The organism is Nocardia sp. NPDC004123 (assembly GCF_053603795.1).
This window is the reverse complement of sequence record NZ_JBSGGG010000035.1, coordinates 86,667-108,837: the sequence shown is the minus strand read 5'-3', so window position 1 is coordinate 108,837 and position 22,171 is coordinate 86,667. Positions and strand designations below refer to the sequence as shown.

Below are 22,171 nucleotides of genomic sequence, written 5' to 3'. Positions count from 1 at the left end.
CGCCTAAACTTACGTGATCAGGCTCACATCCCGGCCGGTCGTTTTCGAGAAAACGGCGACGCCCGACCGCCTGGCATTTCGCTTCGAAGGGTGGCACCTTTCCATGCCGACTAAAGAAGCAGTCAATGCGGAGCAGACGCTGATCCATGTTCTCTGGATCAACGCGGGACTCAGTTGTGATGGCGACTCGGTGGCCCTGACTGCCGCCACCCAGCCCAGTGTCGAGGAGATAGCTCTCGGATCCCTGCCTGGCCTGCCCAAGATCGCCGTACATTGGCCACTCATCGATTACGAATGTGGCCCGACCGGGGGAGCCGACGACTTCCTCGAATGGTTCTTCAAGGCCGATCGTGGCGAGCTCGAACCCTTCGTCCTGGTCGTCGAGGGGTCGATCCCGAACGAGCGTTTGCACGTCGAGGGCTACTGGTGCGGGTTCGGCAACAATCCCGAGACCAACCAGCCCATGACCACCAGCGAATGGGTCGATCGGCTGGCCCCGAAGGCGACCGCGATCGTCGCGGCCGGCACCTGCGCGACCTACGGCGGCATCCACGCCATGGCCGGCAACCCGACCGGCGCCATGGGCGTCCCCGACTACCTGGGCTGGGAATGGAAGAGCAAGGCCGGCATACCCATCGTGTGCGTGCCGGGTTGCCCGATCCAGCCGGACAATCTCTCCGAGACCCTGACCTACCTGCTCTACATGGCCACCGGCCAGGCTCCGATGATCCCGCTCGACGAGGCATTGCGCCCCAAATGGCTTTTCGGTGCGACGGTGCACGAGGGGTGCGATCGCGCGGGCTATTACGAGCAAGGGGATTTCGCCACCGAATACGGCTCGCCGAAATGCATCGTGAAATTGGGGTGCTGGGGCCCGGTCGTGAAATGCAATGTGCCCAAACGCGGTTGGATAAACGGCGTCGGCGGTTGCCCGAATGTGGGTGGTATCTGTATCGGATGCACCATGCCCGGATTCCCGGACAAGTTCATGCCCTTCATGGACCCGCCGCCGGGCGGCAAGTTCTCCTCCACCGCGTCGGGTTTGTACGGCTCGGTGATTCGCAGTCTGCGGCACATCACCGGCCGCACCGTGGACAAGGAGCCGAGCTGGCGGCACAAGGGAGACAAACTGGATTCCGGCGCGGTCCGGACCTGGTAGGGAAGGCAATCCGATGACCGAGATCATTCCCGAGCCCTCGCACCGCACGATCCAACCGGATGCCCTCGTCGAGATGGCCTGGGATCCGATCACCCGCATCGTCGGGAGTCTGGGCATCTACACGAAGATCGATTTCGAGAATCGGGAGGTGGTCGAGTGCCACAGCACCTCCTCGATCTTCCGCGGTTACTCGATCTTCATGCGCGGCAAGGATCCTCGTGACGCGCACTTCATCACCAGCCGCATCTGCGGCATCTGCGGCGACAACCACGCCACCTGTTCGTGCTACTGCCAGAACATGGCCTACGGGGTGAAGCCGCCGAATCTGGGCGAGTGGATCGTCAATATGGGTGAGGCCGCCGAGTACATGTTCGACCACAACATCTTCCAGGAGAACCTGGTCGGCGTGGACTTCTGCGAGAAGATGGTGTCCGAGACCAACCCGGGCGTGCTGGCCCTGGCCGAGAAGACCGAGGCGCCGCACGCGCAGGCGCACGGCTATCGCACGGTCGCCGACATCATGCGCGCGCTCAACCCCTTCACCGGCGAATTCTATCGCGAGGCGCTGCAGGTCAGCCGCTACACGCGAGAGATGTTCTGCCTCATGGAGGGTCGGCACGTGCACCCGTCGACGCTGTACCCCGGCGGGGTCGGCACGGTCGCCACCATCCAGTTGATGACCGACTACATGACCCGGCTCATGCGCTACGTCGAGTTCATGAAGAAGGTCGTCCCCATGCACGACGACCTGTTCGACTTCTTCTACGCGGCGTTGCCCGGATACAACCGGGTCGGCCTGCGTCGCACGCTGCTGGGCTGCTGGGGTTCGTTCCAGGATCCGGCGGTGTGCAACTTCGCCTACAAGGACATGGAGAACTGGGGCAACGCGATGTTCGTGACCCCCGGCATCGTGGTGGACGGGAAACTGATCACCCACTCACTGCTGGACATCAATCTCGGTCTCCGAATCCTCTTGGGCAGTTCGTATTACGAGGACTGGACCGACCAGGAGATGTTCGTCAAGAACGATCCGCTGGGCAATCCGATCGACCGCCGCCACCCGTGGAACCAGCACACCAATCCCAGCCCGCAGAAGCGTGACCTGGAGGACAAGTACAGCTGGGTGATGTCGCCACGCTGGTTCGACGGCAAGGAGCATCTCGCGCTCGACACCGGTGGCGGACCGCTCGCGCGACTGTGGTCCACCGCCCTGGCGGGGCTGGTCGACATCGGCTATGTGAAGTCCACCGGCCACAGCGTGCAGATCAATCTGCCCAAGACGGCGCTCAAGGGTCCGGTCGAATTGGAGTGGACGATACCGGCTTTCGGCAGCAACACCATCGAGCGCAACCGCGCCCGCACCTACTTCCAGGCCTACGCCGCGGCGTGCGCGCTGCACTTCGCGGAGCAGGCGCTCGAAGAGATCCGGGCCGGGCGGACCAAGACCTGGGAGCATTTCGAGGTGCCGGACGAGAGCATCGGCTGCGGTTTCACCGAGGCCGTGCGCGGTGTGCTGTCGCACCACATGGTGATCCGGGACGGCAAGATCGCCAACTACCATCCCTATCCGCCCACACCCTGGAACGCCAGCCCGCGCGACAGTTTCGGAACTCCGGGACCGTACGAGGACGCGGTGCAGGGACAGCCGATCTTCGAGGAGAACGATCGGGAGCACTTCAAGGGCATCGACATCATGCGCACCGTCCGCAGTTTCGATCCCTGCCTGCCCTGCGGTGTGCACATGTACCTGGGTGGTGGCAAGTCCTTGGACCTGCTCCACTCACCCACCCAGGCGCTGACCGCTGAGTAGCGGTCGAGCCGGTACCGGGAGGCGAGCGCGGTGAACGACCGATTCGAGGACCACCGCGCTCAGGCCGCGGACACCGATCGCTGGCGCGAGGCCGGCGAGCGGATCGACACCCTGCTGGGTGCGATTTCCGCCGCCGGGCCCGTGGCGCGGGAGCGCGCCGAGGAACTGGTCGGGGAGATCGTCGGCCTGTACGGTGCGGGACTCGAGCGGACCGTCCGGCTGCTCGATCCCGAGACCGTCGAACGGCTGACGGCCGACGACCTGATCGCCAGCCTGCTGCTGGTACACGGACTGCACCCGCACGACACGCTCACCCGCGTGCGTGCGGCGCTGGACGGGGTGCGCCCATACCTGGGCTCGCACGGTGGCGACGTGACGGTGGTGGCGGTGACCGACGGCGTGCTGCGGCTGGCCTTCACCGGCAGCTGCCGCAGTTGCCCGTCCTCCGGGGTGACCCTGGAGCTGGCGGTGGAGGACGCCGTGCGTGCCGCCGCGCCGGAGATCGAGACCATCGAAGTGGTTGCGTCCGAACCGGATTCGAATACCGGCGTGATTCCGGCGGAGTCGCTGCTGGCCCGCGTCCATGCCAACGGCGAGCACGGCGGAACCTGGATCGGGGCGCCCGAGCTGGCACAGCTCGGCGCGGGTGAGGTGGGTGGTTTCGCGCTGGCCGGCGCGGCCGTCGTGGCCTGCCGGGTCGGCGACGAGCTGTTCGTCTACCGCGATCACTGTCCGTCGTGCGGGAATTCGATGGCGGGAGCGGCGCTGCATCGCCGGGCCGGGTTCGGGGCCGGCGCGGCCGTGCTGCGCTGCCCGGTCTGCCGGGCCCACTTCGACGTCGTGCACGCCGGCGCGCGCCTGGACGGCGACGGTCATCTGGAACCGCTCCCGGTCCTGATCCGTTCGGGCACACCGCAGGTGGCGGTGCCGATGGAGGCGGCCGGATGAATCCCGCCTTCGGCGTGCTGCGCAGGCTCGCGACGTCCCGGCCGGCCCCTGCGCCGGCGGGGGAGCGGTGTGAGATGTGCGGTGAACCCATCGCCGAGTCCCACAGCCATGTCGTGAATATCGAAGGCAGACAACTCATGTGCGTCTGCCGAGCCTGCTATCTGCTGTTCACCGACCGCACCGCGAACCTGCGGTATCGGGCGGTCCCGGATCGCTGTCTCGCCTTCCCCGGGGTCAGCATCGGCCCGGGGGAGTGGGATGCCCTGCAGATTCCGGTCGGCCTGGCCTTCTTCTTCCGCAACTCCACGCTCGGCCGCACGGTGGCGTTCTATCCCGGTCCGGCCGGTGCCACCGAATCCGAACTGCCGATGGACCAGTGGAGCGCGATCCTGGATCGGCATCCCGAGCTCGCACAGGCCGACGACGATGTCGAGGCGGTGCTGATCCACCTGCCCGAGCGCGGCGGCACCCCGACCTGCCTGCTGCTGCCGATCGACGCCTGCTACGAATTCGTCGGGCGCATGCGGTTGCTGTGGCGCGGATTCGACGGCGGGCAGGAAGCGCGCCGCTACATCGAGGAATTCCTCGCCGCCATGACCGCGCGGGCCCGCGTGGTGGGAGGCACGCCGTGAGCCCGGCCTACTCGATCACCTTCGCGGTCCTGGGCATCCGGCCCGAACCGTATGCCGTGACGCCGACCCTGTCGGCGCGGATCGGCATCGCCGCGCTGTCCGAGGAGCCCGTGCACGCCATCGCCCTGCGCGCACAGGTGCGTATCGACCCGAACCGGCGCTCCTACACCGACGAGGAGGGCGCGGGCCTGACCGATCTGTTCGGTCCCCGGGAGCGCTGGGCCGACACCCAACGCTCCTTCCTGTGGATGCATTGCGCGACAATGGTTCCCGGCTTCGCCAGCGGTGGCACCGAGGTGGATCTGCCGATGCTGTGCACCTACGACCTCGAGGTCGCGGGTTCGAAGTACCTGCACGCGCTGCGCGACGGCACGGTACCGCTGTCGTTCCTGTTCAGTGGCACCGTGTTCATCAGGGGCGAAACCGGTTTCGCGGTGCAGCAGGTGCCGTGGGACCGCGACGACCGGTTCGACATGCCGGTGTCGGTGTGGCGGGATCTGATGGCCGCGCACTTCCCGGACGCGGGCTGGGTGCGGTTGTCGCGCGAGACACTGGATGAGCTGTCCGCCTTCAAATCCGGTCGTGGCCTGCTCGGCTACGACCAGGCGGTGCGCGAGTTGCTCGCCGCGGGGGGTGCGTGATGAGCGCCGATGTCGCGGCCCGGGCGGCGGCGCGCGCGGTGGCCGACGCGGTGCTCTACGAGGGGTACCTGCTGTACCCGTACCGGGCGAGCGCCCGGAAGAACGTGTGCCGCTGGCAGTTCGGTGTGCTCGGACCCGAGCGGGCGGCCGCCGCCGGGCTGGGCGAGGAGTCCGAGCTCGCGACGCAGTTCCCGGTCACGGCCGGCGAGCCGGCGCGGATCAGTGTCGCGGTGCGGTTCCTGCACCGGCAGCGGCGCACGGTCCGGAGCCCGGACGGCACCGCCGTCGCGGAACTCCAGGCCGCCGGCCGGTCCTGGCTGAGCTGGGACGAGGCCGTCGAATACGAACACGACATCGGCCCGATACCGCTGGTGCACAGCGTTTTTCCGTTCACGGTCCCCGGCGCGGAGGAGAGTGCGGCGATCAGCGACGACACCGGCGGCGTGGTCGGCACGTTGCTGCGCACCCGGGAGCCGCTCCGCGGCGAGCTCGAACTGTCGGTGGACGACGTCGGCGGCTACCGTCGAGTGAGTATCGTCCTGCGCAACACCGGCGCGGCGGCCACCGACCCCGATGACGCGCTGGCCCGCTCGCTGCTGGGCGCGCACCTGATCGTCGAGCTCGACGGCGGGCGGTTCCATTCGCTCACCGATCCGCCCCCCGACGCCGAGGATGTTGTCGAAAGCTGTTGCCACCACCGCTGTTTCCCGGTGCTGGCGGGTCCGCCCGGCCAGGACGAGCTGCTGCTGGTCTCCCCGATCATCCTCTACGACCATCCCGAGATCGCCCCGCAGAGCCAGGGCCCGCTGTTCGACTCCACCGAGATCGACGAGATCCTGTCGCTGCGTGTGCTGACCATGACCGACGACGAGAAACGCGAGGCGCGTGCCACCGATCCGCTCGCCGCCGAGATCATCGATCGCTGCGAGAGCCTCGACGCCGAGCGACAGGGATCCCTGCACGGAGTGCTGCGGGAGGACCCGTCGCCACGGGTGCTGCCCACGCTGGCCGACGGCGTCGACTGGTGGGATCCGGTGACCGACGGCGCCGTCGCGCCCGACACCGACGCGGTGGCGGTGGCCGGGGTGCTGGTGCGCAAGGGCAGCCGGGTGCGGTTGCATCCCGGGCGCCGCGCCGACGCGCAGGACCTGTTCTATGCCGGCCGCACCGCCAGGGTGGTCACGGTGCACGAGGACGTGGACGGCGGGGTGCACGTCGGCGTGGTCGCCGAGGACGACCCCGCGGCCGAATTGCACGAATGGTACGGGCGCTACCTGTACTTCGCCCCCGATGAGATCGAGCCGCTGGACGGCTCGCCCGAGTGAAAGGAAGGGCCGGACATGGCAACGGTAGGAGTGGTCGCGATAGTGATCGTCGCCCTGGCCGCGTTGTTCGCGGTCGCTGTGGGCCTTGTGTCCATCCCCGATATCCGCAGGTACTTCCGGATACGGCACATGTGAGCGGGTGATCGCACGACACGGGTACTGGTCGCCGGGATCGGCAATATGTTCCTCGGCGACGACGGATTCGGATCCGAGGTGGTCCGGCGGTTGCCGCCGGACCACGACGCCGGCGTGCGCGTCACCGACTACGGCATCCGGGGCCTGCACCTGGCCTACGACCTGCTCGACGGATGGGACGCGCTGGTGCTGGTGGACGCCATCCCCGATCGCGGCGAACCGGGACGCGTGGAGGTCTTCCGTGCCGAATCCGGCAGCGGCGCTGCCGGATTCGACGGGCACGCCATGCACCCGGAGGCCGTCTTCGAGACCGTGCGCGCACTCGGCGGCGCGGTGCCGCCGACGGTCGTGGTGGGCTGCCAGGTGTGCTCGGTCGACGAGCGTATGGGACTGACCGACGTGGTCGCCGCCGCCGTGCCCGTCGCGGTCGCCGCGATCGGCGACGTGCTGGCCGAACTACTCGCCCGGCAGGAGGTGTGAGCCGTGTGCCTCGGAATTCCCGGCCTGGTCGTGGAGATCCTCGACGGCTATCACGACCAGATCGCGCTCGTCGACGTTTCCGGTGAGCAGCGGAAGGTGAATGTCGGCCTGCTGGACCAGGATCCGGTCCGGCCCGGTGACTGGGTGATCATTCACATGGGCCTGGCGGTGGAGAAGACCGACGCGGCCGGTGCGGCCGCGGCCCTGGACGGGCTGCGGCTGCTGCGCCAGGGAGACGCGCCATGAGCGCCGGGCGCGGCCGCCGCCGCGTGGTGGTGCGCGGCGTGGTTCAGGGTGTCGGCTTCCGGCCGTTCGTGTACACCACCGCCGCCGAACTGTCGCTGGCCGGCTCGGTGTCCAACGACAGCTGCGGCGTGATCATCGAAATCGAGGGCGCGACAGCGGATCTGGCGGAGTTCGTGCGGCGGGTGCGGTCGGATGCGCCGCCGCTGGCGGTCGTCGAATCCGTCGAGTGCCTCGAGATTCCGGTCCGTGGCGGCACCGGCTTCCACATCGCCGCGACCAGCCGGGACGGGACCGGGCGCACACTGGCCTCACCCGATGTGGCGATCTGCGCCGAGTGTGTCGCCGATCTGTGCGATCCGGGCAACCGGCGCTACCGGCACCCCTTCGTGAACTGCACCAACTGTGGTCCCCGGTTCACCATCATCGCGAGCCTGCCCTACGACCGCGATCGCACCAGCATGGCCGGCTTCCCGATGTGCGCGCGGTGCGCCGGCGAGTACGCCGATCCCGTCGACCGGCGCTTCCACGCGCAGCCCATCGCCTGCCCCGACTGTGGTCCCCGGCTGTCCTACACCGGCCCGGGCGCCGGTGATCCGGTCGCCGCCGCGCGAGAGTTGTTGCGCGGCGGCGGAATTCTCGCCGTCAAGGGCATCGGCGGGTACCACCTGGCCTGCGACGCCGGGAACGAGACGGCTGTCGCCGAGCTGCGCCGGCGGAAACGCCGCGGGGACAAGCCGTTCGCCGTCATGACGGCGGATCTCGATACGGCACGGCGTATCGCCGAGATCGACGAGACGGCCGCCCGACTGCTGACCGGGCCCGCCCGGCCCATCGTGCTGCTGCCACGGGCGCGCCGGGCCCTCGGTACCGAAACCGGCGGGCGTGCACCGGAATTCACCATCGCGCCGTCGGTAGCCCCGCGCAACCCCGATCTCGGTGTGATGCTCGCCTACACGCCGCTGCATCTGCTGCTCTTCGGCCTGCCCGGCGACCCGCCCGGCCCCCGGGTGCTCGTGATGACCTCGGCGAACCTCGGTGGCGAACCCATCTGCTACGACGACGCCGACGCCCGGACCCGGCTGACGGGTCTGGCGGACGCCTGGCTCGCGCACGACCGTCCCATCCTGGTGCCCTGCGACGATTCGGTACTGCGGGTGGTCGACGGCATGGAACTGCCGTTGCGTCGTTCCCGCGGATTCGCCCCGCTGCCCCTGGCCCTGCCGCTGCCGGTCCAGCCCACGCTCGCGGTGGGTGCGGATCTCAAGAACACCTGTGCCGTCGGCGACGGGCGCTATGCCTGGCTCAGCCAGCACATCGGCGATATGGACGATCTGGCGACGCTGCGCGCCTTCACCGACGCCGAACGCCATCTCGAGGAGCTGACCGGCGTGCGACCGGTCGTCCTGGCCGCTGACGCCCACCCGCGCTACCGCTCGACCGCGTGGGCCCGGGAACAGGCGGGCGAGCGGCCGGTGCGCACCGTGCAGCACCATCACGCGCACATCGCGGCGGTCATGGGCGAACACGGCCTCGATCCGGCCGCCGCCGTCCTCGGAATCGCCTTCGACGGCACCGGATTCGGGCCGGACGGCGCGATCTGGGGCGGCGAGGTGCTGGCGGCCGGATACAAGGGCTACCGGCGGCTGGCGCATCTGCGCTACGTACCGCTGGCCGGCGGCGACGTGAGCGTGCGCCGCCCCTACCGCATGGCGCTGGCGCACCTGCGCGCCGCCGGAATCGAATGGGCCGAGGATATTCCCGCGGTGGCTGCGTGCCCGCCCGCCGAACGGGCCGTGCTCGCCCACCAGTTGGACACCGGACTGGGCAGCGCGCCGACATCGAGTATGGGTCGGCTGTTCGACGCCGTCGCGGCATTGGCCGGGGTCCGGTTCGAGGTCGACTACGAGGCGCAGGCCGCGATCGAACTGGAATGGCATGCGCGCGGGGTGGACCCGGAGTCCGGGCATTACCGGTTCGCGAGGCCGGATCGGGCCGGAGACGGGGACGGTCCGTCGGTGTTCGACGCCGCCCCGGTGATCGGCGCCGTGATCGGCGATGTGCGGGCGGGCGTCCCGGTGGGGATCATCGCGGCGCGCTTCCACGACGCGGTCGCGCGGCTGGTCCTCGGCCTCGCGGCCGACTACGCCACCCCGGCCACCCCGGTCGTCCTGACCGGCGGCGTGTTCCAGAACGCGCTGCTGCTGTCGGCCGCGCGTGGACTGCTGGTGGACAACGGTTTTCGAGTCTTGACCGCTCATCGGTTGCCGCCCAACGACGGCGGCCTGGCATTCGGGCAACTACTCGCCGCCGAGGCGGGTTGAGCGAAGGGAGCAGCAAATGTGCCTGGCAGTCCCGGGAAGGGTTCTCAGCCTGCAAGAACGCAATGGCACCCTGATGTCGATCGTGGACTTCGGCGGCGTGCAGAAGGACGTATGCCTGCAATACATCCCCGACGCCGCGGTCGGCGACTACGTCGTGGTCCACGTCGGTTTCGCCATTCAGCGGCTCGACGAGGAATCCGCCCTGCGGACACTCGCCGAGTTCGAGCATCTGGGTGTTCTGAAGGAGGAGTTCGGGAACGGATTCGAGATCGCGGCCGCGCAGGCGGGCCTGGCGAATCCCGAAACAGTGCAGGAGTCGACAGGGCAGGAGTCGGATGAACCGGAGGTGGGGTCGTGAAGTACCTCGATGAATTCAGCAACCCGCAGCTCGCAGGGGTTCTCCTCGAGCGGATCCGGGAAAGCGCAACACGCCGCTGGGCGATCATGGAAGTGTGTGGCGGGCAGACGCATTCGATCATCCGTCACGGCATCGACCAACTGCTGCCCGAGACGATCGAAATGATCCACGGGCCCGGCTGCCCGGTGTGTGTGACCCCGCTCGGCATGATCGACAAAGCCCTCGACATCGCCGCGCAGCCCGGCGTGATCTTCTGCTCGTTCGGCGACATGCTGCGGGTACCGGGCAGCTCCAAGGACCTGTTCCGGGTCAAGAGCGAAGGCGGAGACGTCCGGGTGGTGTACTCGCCGCTCGACGCGCTCGAGCTGGCCCGGGCCAACCCCGATCGGCAGGTGGTGTTCTTCGGCATCGGCTTCGAGACCACCGCGCCCGCCAATGCGATGACCGTCTATCAGGCGAAACGGCTTGGCATACGGAACTTCTCGCTGCTCGTCTCGCACGTGCTGGTGCCACCCGCCATCGCCGCGATCATGGAATCACCGTCGTGCCGGGTGCAGGGGTTCCTGGCCGCCGGACATGTCTGCACGGTGATGGGTACCCGCGAATACCCGCCGCTCGCCGAGAAGTATCGGGTTCCGGTCGTGGTCACCGGGTTCGAGCCGCTCGACATCCTCGAAGGCATCCGGCGCACCGTCATTCAGCTCGAATCCGGGCGGCACGAGGTGGAGAACGCCTACCCGCGCGCCGTTGCCGAAGCGGGCAACCCGGTCGCGAAGGCGATGCTCGAAGACGTCTTCGAGGTCACCGACCGCGCCTGGCGCGGGATCGGCGTGATACCGCGCAGTGGGTGGCGGCTCTCGGACCGCTATCGCGAGTTCGACGCCGAGCAGCGGTTCGCCGTCGGCGATCTGCACACCGCCGAGTCCTCGATCTGCCGTTCCGGTGAAGTGCTGCAAGGGCTGATCAAACCGCACGAGTGCGCCGCCTTCGGCAAGCAGTGCACGCCACGCAACCCCCTCGGAGCCACGATGGTCTCCTCCGAGGGCGCGTGCGCCGCCTACTACCTGTACCGGCGCCTGGACCTGCCCGCGGAGGTGGCCCATGCGTGAGGAGATCTCGGCCCCCGTCGACCTGGCGAACTGGGTGTGCCCCATGCCATTACGGGATTCACCCACCATCGTCATGGGGCACGGTGGCGGCGGCGCGATGTCGGGGGAACTGGTCGAGCATCTGTTCCTGCCCGCTTTCGGCGCGGCCGCCGAGGCCGGGATGGGGGACTCGGCGGTGCTCACCGTCGGGCAGTCCAGGCTCGCCTTCAGCACCGACTCGTTCGTGGTCAAACCGATGGTGTTCCCGGGCGGATCGATCGGCGAGCTCGCGGTCAACGGCACGGTCAACGACCTGGCCATGGCCGGTGCGCGACCGCTGGCGCTGTCGACGGCGTTCATCCTCGAAGAGGGCACCCCGCTGGCCGAGATCGCGCAGATCGCCGGGGCGATGGGTACCGCCGCGCTCGGCGCGGGCGTCACCCTGGTCACCGGTGACACCAAGGTGGTCGACGCCGGGCACGGCGACCGGGTGTACATCAACACCACGGGTATCGGCGTGATCGACGAGGGCGTGGACATCCGTCCCCAGCGCGCGAGTGCCGGGGACGTGGTGATAGTCAGCGGCGATATCGGCTTGCACGGCGTCGCGGTGCTGAGCTGTCGCGAGGGACTGGAGTTCGGGACCACGGTGTGCAGTGACACCGCACCGCTGCACGGCCTGGTGGCTGCCATGCTCGCCACCGGCGCGGACGTGCACGTGCTGCGCGACCCCACGCGCGGCGGTCTGGCCGCATCGCTCAACGAGATCGCCCATACCGCGAAAGTCGGTGTGGCACTGGAGGAGAACGACATCCCGATCCCGCCCGAGATCCGCGACGCCTGTGGACTGCTCGGCCTCGACCCGATGTACGTCGCGAATGAGGGCAAGCTGGTCGCGTTCGTCGCGGCCGAGGACGCGGATCGGGTGCTGGCCGCCATGCACGCCCATCCGCTCGGGACGCGGGCCGCTGCGATCGGCGTCTGTGTGTCCGAGCATCCGGGCATGGTGGTGGCCAGGACCGCCCTCGGCGGTACCCGGGTGGTGGATCTGCCGGCCGGTGAACAGTTACCCAGAATCTGCTGAGGCGGAAGGGAATTCGCCCATGGACCCGGTCCACGTCGACGGGACCGAGATGTTCGCGCGCTACGCCTACGCGCCGAACGCGCTCGGCTACTGCGGGCCGCCCGACTCCGCCGGGCTGCGCGGCGGGTCGAGCGCGGCGGTGCGGGCGACGGCACCGCTGTTCTCCGGGGCGTGGCCGTATCTGTGCGTGATGTCCGCGCTCACCGGGATCGAGGATCCCCTCGACGCCCGGCTCGTCGAATCCTATTGGCTCGGTGGCGGAGTCGGCGCCGCGCTGGATCCGGCCGAGGTCGGCGCGGCCCTGCTCGCGCGCATCGGGCCGGTCGCCGGACAGTATTGGGCGCACCTGAGCGCCCGCCTGGCCACGGAGGCCGCACCCAACCACAGTTTCCACGTGCTCGGCGTCTACCCCTGGTCCCGGCTGCTCGATGCGGCGGGTGAAGGTCCGGCCCTGCGGATTCTCGACGACTGCCGGATCACCTGGGCGCGAGTGATCGATCGGAGCGATTCGCAGGTTGTGGTCCGTGCCCGCCGGTTGAGCTGGAACGGCCTGAGTCTGGGCCTGTCCAGGCCCGAGGACCGGAGCCTGGACGTCTGGCACGACGGGTACGCCGCTGTGCCGGACGTCGAGGCCGGCGACATCCTCGCTGTGCACTGGAATCACCTGTGCGGGCGGCTATCACCCGTGCAAGCTGCGGCGCTCGCTACCACGACCGTGCGCCAGATCAGGGTGACCAACGAGCGGCTGGCGTTCGACCGTTCCGCCGTGACGGTGGGCTCGAGGCCGGACAGGTGAATTCCCACCCGGACCTCGACCACGTCGGCATCCGTCGAATTTCGATGAGTACCAACGCAACTGGGACCCGATCAGGATCGGCCGAGGCGCTCGGCCAGGATCGTGGCGCGGGCCAGCTGGACCTTGCGGGCCTGGCCGGAGGCGAAGGCCATCAGTCCGAGCGGGGTGCGCAGCCGGAGTTCGTCCTCGATGCGCGTGCCTTCCGGGCCGTCGGCGAGCTCGAAGCGGTAGGCCATGTGAACGCCGCCGGGGCTCTTGACCTCACCCCAGACCGCCTTACCGGGTGTCCCCTCGAGCGACACCCGGATGCGGTTGTCGTATTTCAGCCCGAGGAGCCGGAACCGCTCGACGGCAACATACGAGCCATCCTGGACATCCTCGACCGCCACGACGAGTGGCGACAGGCCGATGTAGTTCTCGGGCCGGATCAGATGCTCGTAGGCCGCTTCCATCGGAGCGGGGACGGTGAACGTGTTACAGAGAATCTTTTCCGGCATTCCCGAACTCTAGCGGTCACGCCGGTATCGGCTCGGCACGACGAGTGACCTATCACCTGAATGTGTGATGCCCTGGGCGGCGCGAATCGGGCACGCTGTCGTTTCGGCCGCCGGTATGGCCCGGATCAGATGATGCCTGCGACGAGGAGCGTCTCCATGACCAAGAGCGACGAATCGATGATGACCGTGGAGCAGGCGCGGAAGATCTCCGCGCCGCTGTATGCCGCGTTGAACAGGCCGGCCGAGAAGGACGTCGCAGCACTGCTGGCCGAGGCATGCAACGACGACTACCGGTCGTTCCACACCAACCAGGATTTCCTGACGCGTGACCAGCTGGGCGAGGTGTTCACCCAGATGGGGGAGACCGTCCCGGATCTGGCGTGGGAGGTCGTCGACATCCATGTTGTCGACGACATGATGATCGTGCGCGGCGAGGCGACGGGCACGCCCGTGGCCGAGTTCTGGGGCGCTGCGCCCACCGGTAAGTCCTTCCGCACCATGGCCATCGACGTGTTCACCGTCCGCGACGGAAAGCTCGCCACGGGCTATCACGTCGAGAACTGGGCGACCGCGCTGGAGCAACTGCAAGCCTCGTAGTACGTCCTTGAACCCTGGATCGAGGGAGGAGCCACCATGCCCATGATCGACGTGTACGCGGTGCCGGGGACGTTCGGTGATCCGCGGCAGCTCGCGCGGGAGCTCGCCGCCACCCTGATGGCGATCGAGCAGGTCCCGGATATTCCGATGTTCCGGAAGAACACCGCGGCCTTCATCCACGATCTGCCCGCCGAGCAGATCTCGAATGTCGACGGGGACAACGGCTATGTGCGCGTTCAGGTGCTGACCAATGCCGGCGCGCTCGACCGCGACAAGCAGCTGGCGGTCGTGCGGCAGTCCACCGATCTCGTGGCGAAGGCCGCCGGTGATCCGTCGCTGGCCGAACGTACCTGGGTGTTGCTGACCGAGGCGGTGCCCGGTGGGTGGGGGCTGGCGGGGCACGCGAACACGAATGAGGAACTGGTCGCCGCCGCCCGCGCCCAGCTGGCCGAGATCGCCACCGGCACGGCGTGATCCGGTCGGTCGGGAGCAGTCGTGACCGCACAGGCCCTGTGGCTGGACGATATTCGGGTGGGGGATCGCTTCCGGAGCGCGTCCTACACCGTGACCGCGGCGGAGATCGTCTCCTTCGCCGAGTCGTACGATCCGCAGCCGTTCCATGTCGGTGAATCCCAGGCGGCGGGAACGTTTTTCGCCGGGCTGGCGGCCAGTGGATGGCATACGGCCGCGATCACCATGCGGTTGCTCGTCGACGGTGGGCTGCCGATCGCGCACGGCATCATCGGCGTGGAGCAGCAGCTGGCGTGGCCGACGCCGACGCGACCCGGCGACGTACTGCACGTCGAGTCGCTCGTCACCGAGGTGAAGGTCGGCCGGTCCGATGCCGCGCGCGGGATCGTCACCACCGCGTACCTGACGATCAACCAGGAGGGCGAGATCAGGCAGCGGGCAACGGGCAAGATCCTGGTGTTCCGGAAACCGGAATAGCGCTCCGGCCCGGTCAGTCCGGCGCGTGGATCTCGGTGACGATGGTGTAGAGCTCGATGATGGTGCCGTCCTGGGTGCGGGCGATGTCCATGCCGACCACAACCGGGGGCTGGTCCGCGGGACCGTAATGGAAGCCGAGTTGGCCGATATCGTCGAGTTCGGCGGCCGGGCCCGCGGGGCGGAAGACCCAGTCCGGGTTCTCGGCGCGCAGCTCCTCGGCGCGGTGTCCGAGTTCCTTGCGTCCGTGCATGATTTGTTCCGCCTCGTGCCAGATCACGTCCGCGGCATAGGTTTCGGCGATGGCCGCGGCGCGGCGTGCCGGGTCGGGCTCGTTGAAGACGTCGAGCAGATTGCGGCGCATGAGGTCGGCGGGGGAAAGTGTCACGGCTGTCCTCTCAGAAGTGATGGATGCTGCGCTTCGAGATCGCGTGTACCTGCGGGGAACAATCCCGGATGCACGTCGAAGGCCTGGTAGATCATTTTCCCGGCCCCGTTCGTTGCCGGTCGTCACGACAGCCTACGTACCGGGCCGATCAGATCGGTCGCGACGCCACGCCGTGGGTTCGGATCACATGCCGGCGAGGCCGATGAATTCGTGTACCGATCGGACGCTGCCGGCGCCGTCGCCGACGGCGGCGGCGATGCGCTTCATCGATCCGGCGCGCATGTCGCCGACCGCGAAGATGCCCGGCACGCTGGTCTCGAACGGGAGGGGGCCGCGGCCCAGGGTGTCCCACATGTCTTCCGCGGTGCCGGGGCCGAGCGCGACGTCGGTGAGAACGAATCCGTCGGGGTCGAGGCGGATGTCGGCGAGCCAGGAGGTCTCCGGGTCGGCGCCGATGAAACAGAACAGGCCGGAACACGGGAGCCGCTGGGGTTCGGGTGTGTTCTTGCCGGACACGGTGATTCCGGCCAGACGATCGTCGCCGTGCAGTGCGGCGACCTCGGTGCCGAGCCGGATGTCGATCGCGGGGTTGGCCTCGATGCGGTGGGCGAGGTAGCTCGACATCCCGGCGGACAGATCTCCCGATCGGACCACGAGGGTGACCATGCACCCGCGGCCGGCCAGGAACAACGCGGCCTGTCCGGCCGAGTTCGCGCCGCCGATCACCGCCACCGGGGTGCAGGAGCAGGTGCGGGCCTCGATTTCGGTGGCCGCGTAATAGATTCCGCGCCCTTCGAAATCCGTCCAGCGCGGCAGGTCCAGCGCCCGGTACTTCACCCCTCCGGCGAGAATGACCGCCCGCGAGTAGGCGACCGCGCCGTCGGACAGCGTCACCTCGAACAGCGCACCGGTGCGTCGCACCGAGACGACCCGGCACGGACTGTTCAGCGAGGCCCCGAACTTCTGCGCCTGCACCATGGCCCGGCCGGTGAGATCCGCGCCGCTGATGCCGTGCTCGAATCCGAGATAGTTCTCGATGCGGGAGCTGGAACTGGCCTGCCCGCCGACCCCGACCGCGTCGAACACGACCGTGCGCAGGCCTTCGGAGGCGCCGTAGACGGCTGCGGCCAACCCTGCGGGCCCCGCCCCCACGATGATCAGATCCGTTGCGGCCGAATCAGGTTCGGATTCGGCCGAATACGCGAGGCCGAGGGCCGCGGCGACCTGCGCCGGAGTCGCGTCGGTGATCACCCCGGTCGGCGTCACCGCCGCGGGCAGCCGTTCGTCGGTGACGCCGATCGTCCGCGCGAGCGCCGCGCCCGCGACGCTGTCGATGTCGAACCAGGTATAGGCGATGCGCGCGTGCGCGGCCCAGGAGCGCAGCGCCAGCGACTCGCGAGACAGTTCGCTGCCGAGCATGCGCACACTGAGCGCGGCGGCGCCGGACTGGAGTTCGCTGCGGCGGGCGAGGAATGCGGTCAGGATAAGGTCCGACAGTTCGGTGTCCTCGTCCATCAGCCGGCGGAACGCGGCCGGGTCGATCCGGATGATGGAGCCTGCCGCGGTGACCCGCGCGGTCAGATACGTCGACTGCCCGGTGAGCAGGTTCAGCTCGCCCAGGAACTGACCCGGCGTGCACGAAACCACCAGCGCCTCGGGCAGATCCGTGGTCGCCACCCGCACGATCTCCGCGGCGGCGGTGGTCAACACGATGAAGTCGTAGGTCCGCTGCCCGGTCCCGTACAGCACCGCGCCCGGCTGCACGACCTCGACGCTGCCGTATCCGCGCACCCGCTCGAGTTGTGCATCGGACAGGACGGGGAAGCGGTCGGCTTCGGGATCGTGCGCGGGCGCGGCAGGGCTCATGGGGTCGACCCGTCGGTGTCGCCGAGGAAGTCGCTGACATCGGCGGCGAATTCCCGGGCGTGCTGGAAGAGGAATCCGTGCGCCGAATCGGGATAGATCTTGATGCGCGCCTGCGGAATCAGCCCGGCGAGCAGGTACGAGAAATGCGGCAGGATCATCGGGTCGCTGTCGCCGTTGGCGATGAATACCGGATGCGTGATCGCACTGACCCGCTGCAACGCCGCGTGATCGGGAATGCCCCACTCGCACACGGCGTCGTACTGCGCCTGCCGGGTCTCCCAGGAGGTGGGCTGGTCGGCGTCGGTGGTGCGGCCGTAGATGCGGCCGAGGGTTTCCTCACCGGCTTTCCGGCTGGCGGGGGAGGAGGTGAAGAAGACATCGAGATATCCCTTCGGTGCGGTCTGGAGTGTGCCCACCGCACCGATCACCTCGGGAGCCCACCCGTGCATTCCCGCGCCGCCGCGTGGCGCCGAGGACGCCAGGACTAGCTTGCGCACCAGGTCGGGCCGGATCAGGGCGATCTCCTGGGCGACGAAGCTGCCGATCGAGAAGCCCAGGATATCCACCTGCGGGACATCGAGGGCCGCGAGGAAAGCGATGGCGTCGCGCGCCATCTCGGTGATCGTCGTGGGAGTCGCGCCGCTGGTGGCGCCCACGCCCGTGTTGTCGAACGCGACGACGCGCCGCCCAGCGGCGAGGGCGTCGACGAGTACCGGATCCCAGTTCTCCAGATTGCCGCGGAAGTGCTGCAGCAACACCAGTGGCACTGTGCCGCTCCCGATTTCGCGGTAGGCGTAGTCGATGCCGTTGCCCGCGCGCACCACCCTGTTGGGGGCGGCCGCGTAGCTGAGCGCGGTTGAGGTCATGTCGCTTCCCTTCGCTGGACTGTCGGTCAGCGGGCCGTTGCCGATCGGTCGGACCAGGTTGTCATTCCCCAGCACGACGATCACTCACCTATTCGTGTGACGGCAAGCTGTGCAGGGTGTTCGCGAGCTGGACCCGGGACTGGATACCGAGCTTGGTGAACGCCGAACGCAGATGGGTGCCGATGGTGTTGACCGAGATGCCGAGCTCGGCGGCCGCGGACTTATTGGTGTGCCCCGCGCCGATGAGGGCCGCGACCCGGCGTTCCGAGGGCGTCAGCGAGGCCCAGCCGTCCGTCGAGTGATGCAGTGTGACAAGCCATTTGGAACGGCGAGCACCGGCCGCACGCATCACGTTCTGGATCTCGGCGGTCTTGGCCAGGGCATGCATGGTGTGGAATTCCTCCCACGCGCGGTCCAGTTCGGCCAGGCCGTGGATGCGGTCACCGGCGGCGAGGAGGGCCCGCCCGTAGGATTCGGCTCCGCAGGCCCGCAGCAGCGGGCGCGGGCTGCGGGCGAGAACCTGGGCGGAACGGCCGATGAGGTCCAGGTCGCCGCTGTTGCGGCCGCGCAGGTTCAACGCCATGCCCTCGAAACTGGCGACCCCCGGATTCCGGCTCGCCGCCACTTCCGCGACCGCTGTTGCCAGAGAAGTGAATTCGTGATCCATGGCGGTGTCGCCGATCTTGAAGAACAGGCCCGTCCAGCACGGCCACAGTGGCCAGTAGCCGTTGCACACCCCGGCCCCGTCCAGGACGGGCCGCCAGGTGGCCATGGCGTTCTCGAAGTCACCGCGGGCGGCGGCGAGCCAGCCGCGCATGACCCCGACCACGGGCTTGCGGGTGTGGTCGCCGCCTCGAACGATCTCGTCGGTGGTCCGGATGTGCTGGTCCGCGCGCTCGATGTCGCCCTGCAACAACGCCACCGCGACGCTCACCATGGCGGCGTCGCAGGCCTGCTCGGTGTTGCCGAGCGTGCGGCCGAGCTCGATGAGCGCGCGGGCTGCGGCATCTGCTCGGTGGAGGCGTCCGAGATTGAAGTGCAGCCACATTTCGCTGCCACTCAGGGCCGGCAGGATGGCTTCGGTCGTGGAGTGGTCGGTGCGGGCCTGATCGAGCAGCGCCTGTGCATGGTCGTAACGGTCGAGGAACTGCAGCTCGATGATCTCCTCGGCCAGGTAGGAGACCCCGCCGAGAGCGCGGAGTTCGCGAAAGTGGCCCAGTGCCGTGAGGTGGCGGGCATCGTTCTTCGCGGCCTCACCGGCCGCCTGCAGGGCCAGGCCGAGCGCTTCGCGGTCGTCGACTGTTCGGGCGAGGTCGAGCGCGGCCTCGCTGACGCGGATGGCGGCGGGTCCGCGGGCGATGCGGGTGTTGGCCAGGGCAGCGGCAGCGCGCAGGCGGGCGGTGACGGTGGGCTCGAGGGTTCGGGTGCCGAGGACCCGCTCGGTGCGGGTGACGAGATCGCTGATGCGACCGCTCAGCCACAGTGCCTGGGCCACTTGGGTTTCCACTTCAGCGGCCAGGGTGTTGTCGTCCAGGCGAGCGAGAATCAGGTCGGCGACGGTGATGGCCTCGGTGGAACGCTGGGTGCGGCAGAGCACCGACAGGCACCGTTTGCTGAGGTCGAGCCATGCGGGCTGGTCGGGGCGAACGGTCCGGAAGGCGAGCGCCCCCAGTTCCCCGGCCTCCTCGGGGTGGGTAGCCACCAGGGATTCGGCGACCTGAACCATGGCCGTGGCGCCGGGCAGATCGCCGGGACCGATCGCTTCCCGCGCGTGCGCGGCGGCGATGAGTTCTTCGGAGGCGGCGAGGTAGTAGACGGCGCAGTTGCGATGCAGCCGTCGAGCGTGCGCGGCCGGAATACCGGCGCACACCGCCGCACGCACCAGGTCATGCCGGCAGTCCACGCGCTCGCCCTCGGCGCGCAGCAGTCCCGACTTCAAGGCGCCGGAAAGGGCTTGTGGGAGCCACTGTTCGGAGCTCGCGGTACCGAGCCTGCGAAGGTCGGGCACCGGAACCGCACGGCCTGCGATGGCGACGGTCTGCACGAGATCCCGCGCGGCGGCGCTGAGCTGTGCCAGCCTGGCGGCAATGGCCGCCGTGAATTCCACCGATACGGTATCGGAGTCGTCGCGGGCGGTGGCCCGAGCAACATTGTCGATGATCTGGACGGCCAGTGTGGGATTGCCGTCGATGGCATCGAGGTATCCGCGCAGCCGCTGGTCGGGCAGGTGACCCAGCCGATCCTGCGCGATCATCGCCAGGTCCGGTAGCGCCAGCGGGCACAGCCGAATCTGTTCGACAGCGGCGAGTCCGTGTCCGGGGAGATCGGCTTCCGCATTGTCATCCCGGGTTGTCAGCACCCAGACGACGGGCAGCCCGGCCAGGCGTGGAATCGCGGTGCACAGGAGGAACTGGCTGACCCGATCGGCGCGGTCCACATCGTCGACGGCGAGCAACAGCGGGGCGGTAGCGGCGCGGTCCTCGAGCGCCGAGGCGACGGCTTCGACCAGGAGGAGCGGTTCTGCCGAGTGCGCGACGATGCCCGCGTAGTCGGCGGTGGCCAGCAAGGGATCTCGTCCGGAACGTAACAGCCCCAGCACCGGCGCACCCGGCTGGACCTGCGCCACGATGTCACAGCGACCGGTCGCGACAAGCATGCCGGTGCGCTCGGCCTGTCGGCATATCTCCGACAGCAGCGCCGTCTTGCCGAGCCCGGCGGCACCGGTGATCCAGATGATCCCGCCGCTGCCGTGCCTGCTCGCGCCTCGCAGCACCGCCAGCGCACGCCGCATCGGTTCGCTCCGGCCTCGCAACGGCTCGGAATGCAACGGACACCGCCTTTCCCCGCAGCCACCCTGGAATACCCATTCTGCGCGGCCGCTCGAGCTCCGGCATCGCGAATTCGCCCAATCGGTGCCCGACGGGGCGGCTCGCCTCACCTGTTTGCGGTAGAGACGCCCCGACGCGCTCGCTCGATACTGGGGCGACGATCCGTGTGCGGGACCATGCAGGCCGTCGTATGGCTTCACGCGCGGCAGGACCGAGGAGGAGGCATGCACGACGCGCATGGCGCGCTCGCGTCGCAGCCTCCCGGGGCGGGACCGCAGCTGGGCTGGCAGCGCAGTGGCCGCGGCGCGCATTCGACAGTGTTCCTCCACGGCTGGCCGCAGACGTCCCACGCGTGGCGCCGGGTGCTTCCACTGCTGGACGAACTCTGTTCCGCGGTGGCCCTGGACCTGCCCGGAGTGGGCCGATCCGCGCCCCAGCCGCACGCGTTCGACAAGGTCACGATGGCGGCGAATGTGCATGCCGCACTGGAGGATCTGGGCCTGGGCCGGGTGTTCCTGGTCGGGCACGACATGGGTGCGCTCGTGGGCTATGCCTTCGCTCGCCGGTATCCCGCCGCCGTCCGGGGACTGGTCAGCGTCGATACGGCGCTGCCCGGCATCGCCGGATGGGAGGACGTCACCCGCTCGCCGGCCTACTGGCATCTCGGCTTCCACAGCGACACCTCCTGCGGCCGTTTCACCGCCCAGCACCTGGTCCAGGGCAACGAGCGTGAGTACTTCCGCCGATTCATCGACCGCTTCGCCGCGCACCCGGAGGCGATCGGCGACACCGACATCGCCACCTACGCGTCGGGCTATCAGGGTGCGGATCGTCTTACCGCGGGATTCAAGATGTTTCGTGCGCTACCACTCGACATCGCCGACAATCAGCACGCCACCGAGTCGCTCGAGGTGCCGATCCTGCTCGCGTTCAGCGAGTTCTCCCACGCCACCGTCACCGACACCGTCGCGCAAGGGCTCCATGACGTCGGAGTCGCGGACGTCCGCACCGCCATGATCCCCGATGCCGGTCATTGGCCGGCCGAGGAACAACCGGTGTCCCTGGCCCGAGCCATTACCGAGTTCGTCGAATCGATCGACTCCATCGATGAAAAACGGTGAGCATCAACGAAAGAGAGTGCCGCGCTACCCGGACGGCAGC

The 22,171-nt window shown here is 68.7% G+C and carries 23 protein-coding genes; 18 read left to right on the top strand and 5 right to left on the bottom strand.

The window, feature by feature from the left end:
- Positions 1-103: 103 nt before the first annotated feature.
- From ACWEQQ_RS39140 to ACWEQQ_RS39075, 14 genes are read left to right on the top strand one after another with little or no spacing between them, the layout of a single operon-like run.
- On the top strand, positions 104-1,159 hold the full coding sequence (locus tag ACWEQQ_RS39140) for an NADH-quinone oxidoreductase subunit B family protein (RefSeq protein ID WP_452342258.1): 1,056 nt from the start codon (positions 104-106) through the stop codon (positions 1,157-1,159).
- A gap of 13 nt (positions 1,160-1,172) precedes the next feature.
- Entirely contained in the window at positions 1,173-2,969 is a 1,797-nt protein-coding gene (locus tag ACWEQQ_RS39135; protein ID WP_452342259.1) for a nickel-dependent hydrogenase large subunit, read from the top strand.
- Between the two features lie 30 nt (positions 2,970-2,999).
- Positions 3,000-3,917, top strand: coding sequence for a NifU family protein (locus ACWEQQ_RS39130; protein WP_452351728.1), 918 nt, complete (start codon positions 3,000-3,002; stop codon positions 3,915-3,917).
- The gene (locus ACWEQQ_RS39125) at positions 3,914-4,549 is read left to right on the top strand and encodes a DUF5947 family protein (protein ID WP_452342261.1); all 636 of its coding nucleotides are present in this window, start codon (positions 3,914-3,916) and stop codon (positions 4,547-4,549) included. Before ACWEQQ_RS39130 ends, ACWEQQ_RS39125 begins: the two co-directional genes overlap by 4 nt.
- A complete protein-coding gene (locus ACWEQQ_RS39120; protein WP_452342262.1) occupies positions 4,546-5,190 on the top strand; it encodes a DUF6084 family protein in 645 nt (214 codons plus the stop codon). Before ACWEQQ_RS39125 ends, ACWEQQ_RS39120 begins: the two co-directional genes overlap by 4 nt.
- The gene (locus tag ACWEQQ_RS39115) at positions 5,190-6,515 is read left to right on the top strand and encodes a hypothetical protein (protein ID WP_452351727.1); all 1,326 of its coding nucleotides are present in this window, start codon (positions 5,190-5,192) and stop codon (positions 6,513-6,515) included. The genes ACWEQQ_RS39120 and ACWEQQ_RS39115 overlap by 1 nt, the downstream gene beginning before the upstream one ends.
- 15 nt (positions 6,516-6,530) lie before the next feature.
- On the top strand, positions 6,531-6,650 hold the full coding sequence (locus ACWEQQ_RS39110; protein WP_379388039.1) for a DUF6893 family small protein: 120 nt from the start codon (positions 6,531-6,533) through the stop codon (positions 6,648-6,650).
- Positions 6,651-6,674: 24 nt separating this feature from the next.
- Positions 6,675-7,130, top strand: coding sequence for a hydrogenase maturation protease (locus ACWEQQ_RS39105; protein WP_452342345.1), 456 nt, complete (start codon positions 6,675-6,677; stop codon positions 7,128-7,130).
- Positions 7,131-7,133: 3 nt separating this feature from the next.
- Positions 7,134-7,376, top strand: a complete 243-nt coding sequence (locus ACWEQQ_RS39100; protein ID WP_354844185.1) for a HypC/HybG/HupF family hydrogenase formation chaperone — start codon at positions 7,134-7,136, stop codon at positions 7,374-7,376.
- Positions 7,373-9,697, top strand: coding sequence for a carbamoyltransferase HypF (gene hypF, locus ACWEQQ_RS39095; protein ID WP_452351726.1), 2,325 nt, complete (start codon positions 7,373-7,375; stop codon positions 9,695-9,697). The genes ACWEQQ_RS39100 and hypF overlap by 4 nt, the downstream gene beginning before the upstream one ends.
- Positions 9,698-9,713: 16 nt before the next feature.
- Positions 9,714-10,055: a HypC/HybG/HupF family hydrogenase formation chaperone gene (locus ACWEQQ_RS39090; protein ID WP_452342265.1), complete on the top strand. Its 342-nt coding sequence runs from the start codon at positions 9,714-9,716 to the stop codon at positions 10,053-10,055.
- Entirely contained in the window at positions 10,052-11,164 is a 1,113-nt protein-coding gene (gene hypD, locus ACWEQQ_RS39085; RefSeq protein ID WP_452351725.1) for a hydrogenase formation protein HypD, read from the top strand. Before ACWEQQ_RS39090 ends, hypD begins: the two co-directional genes overlap by 4 nt.
- The gene (hypE, locus tag ACWEQQ_RS39080) at positions 11,157-12,227 is read left to right on the top strand and encodes a hydrogenase expression/formation protein HypE (RefSeq protein WP_452351724.1); all 1,071 of its coding nucleotides are present in this window, start codon (positions 11,157-11,159) and stop codon (positions 12,225-12,227) included. The genes hypD and hypE overlap by 8 nt, the downstream gene beginning before the upstream one ends.
- A gap of 19 nt (positions 12,228-12,246) precedes the next feature.
- Positions 12,247-13,023 carry a DUF6390 family protein gene (locus ACWEQQ_RS39075; RefSeq protein ID WP_452351723.1) on the top strand — a complete coding sequence of 259 codons (777 nt, stop codon included), beginning with the start codon at positions 12,247-12,249 and terminating at the stop codon, positions 13,021-13,023.
- Positions 13,024-13,094: 71 nt separating this feature from the next.
- Here ACWEQQ_RS39075 and ACWEQQ_RS39070 read toward each other — a convergent pair whose 3' ends face one another.
- On the bottom strand, positions 13,095-13,520 hold the full coding sequence (locus ACWEQQ_RS39070; RefSeq protein WP_452351722.1) for an SRPBCC family protein: 426 nt from the start codon (positions 13,518-13,520) through the stop codon (positions 13,095-13,097).
- A 156-nt stretch (positions 13,521-13,676) separates the two neighbouring features.
- Between ACWEQQ_RS39070 and ACWEQQ_RS39065 the strand changes: the two genes are divergently transcribed.
- Genes ACWEQQ_RS39065 through ACWEQQ_RS39055 form a run of 3 tightly spaced genes read left to right on the top strand, consistent with a single transcriptional unit; the run spans position 13,677 to position 15,065 of the window.
- A complete protein-coding gene (locus ACWEQQ_RS39065) occupies positions 13,677-14,117 on the top strand; it encodes an ester cyclase (RefSeq protein WP_452351721.1) in 441 nt (146 codons plus the stop codon).
- Positions 14,118-14,153: 36 nt separating this feature from the next.
- Positions 14,154-14,591, top strand: a complete 438-nt coding sequence (locus ACWEQQ_RS39060; RefSeq protein ID WP_452351720.1) for a tautomerase family protein — start codon at positions 14,154-14,156, stop codon at positions 14,589-14,591.
- A 21-nt stretch (positions 14,592-14,612) separates the two neighbouring features.
- Positions 14,613-15,065: a MaoC family dehydratase gene (locus ACWEQQ_RS39055; protein WP_452351719.1), complete on the top strand. Its 453-nt coding sequence runs from the start codon at positions 14,613-14,615 to the stop codon at positions 15,063-15,065.
- A gap of 13 nt (positions 15,066-15,078) precedes the next feature.
- Here ACWEQQ_RS39055 and ACWEQQ_RS39050 read toward each other — a convergent pair whose 3' ends face one another.
- The 4 genes from ACWEQQ_RS39050 to ACWEQQ_RS39035 all read right to left on the bottom strand — a co-directional run bounded on the left by ACWEQQ_RS39050 (position 15,079) and on the right by ACWEQQ_RS39035 (position 21,249).
- Positions 15,079-15,450 carry a nuclear transport factor 2 family protein gene (locus tag ACWEQQ_RS39050; protein WP_452351718.1) on the bottom strand — a complete coding sequence of 124 codons (372 nt, stop codon included), beginning with the start codon at positions 15,448-15,450 and terminating at the stop codon, positions 15,079-15,081.
- Positions 15,451-15,633: 183 nt separating this feature from the next.
- Positions 15,634-17,316 carry an FAD-dependent oxidoreductase gene (locus tag ACWEQQ_RS39045; RefSeq protein ID WP_452351717.1) on the bottom strand — a complete coding sequence of 561 codons (1,683 nt, stop codon included), beginning with the start codon at positions 17,314-17,316 and terminating at the stop codon, positions 15,634-15,636.
- Positions 17,313-18,182 (bottom strand): alpha/beta fold hydrolase, encoded by an 870-nt coding sequence (locus ACWEQQ_RS39040; RefSeq protein WP_452351716.1) that lies wholly within the window; start codon positions 18,180-18,182, stop codon positions 17,313-17,315. Before ACWEQQ_RS39040 ends, ACWEQQ_RS39045 begins: the two co-directional genes overlap by 4 nt.
- An 88-nt stretch (positions 18,183-18,270) precedes the next feature.
- On the bottom strand, positions 18,271-21,249 hold the full coding sequence (locus ACWEQQ_RS39035; RefSeq protein WP_452351715.1) for an AAA family ATPase: 2,979 nt from the start codon (positions 21,247-21,249) through the stop codon (positions 18,271-18,273).
- On the opposite strand from ACWEQQ_RS39035, the gene ACWEQQ_RS39030 reads away from it, so the two are divergent.
- On the top strand, positions 21,235-22,131 hold the full coding sequence (locus ACWEQQ_RS39030; protein WP_452351714.1) for an alpha/beta fold hydrolase: 897 nt from the start codon (positions 21,235-21,237) through the stop codon (positions 22,129-22,131). The genes ACWEQQ_RS39035 and ACWEQQ_RS39030 overlap by 15 nt on opposite strands.
- Positions 22,132-22,171 lie beyond the last annotated feature (40 nt).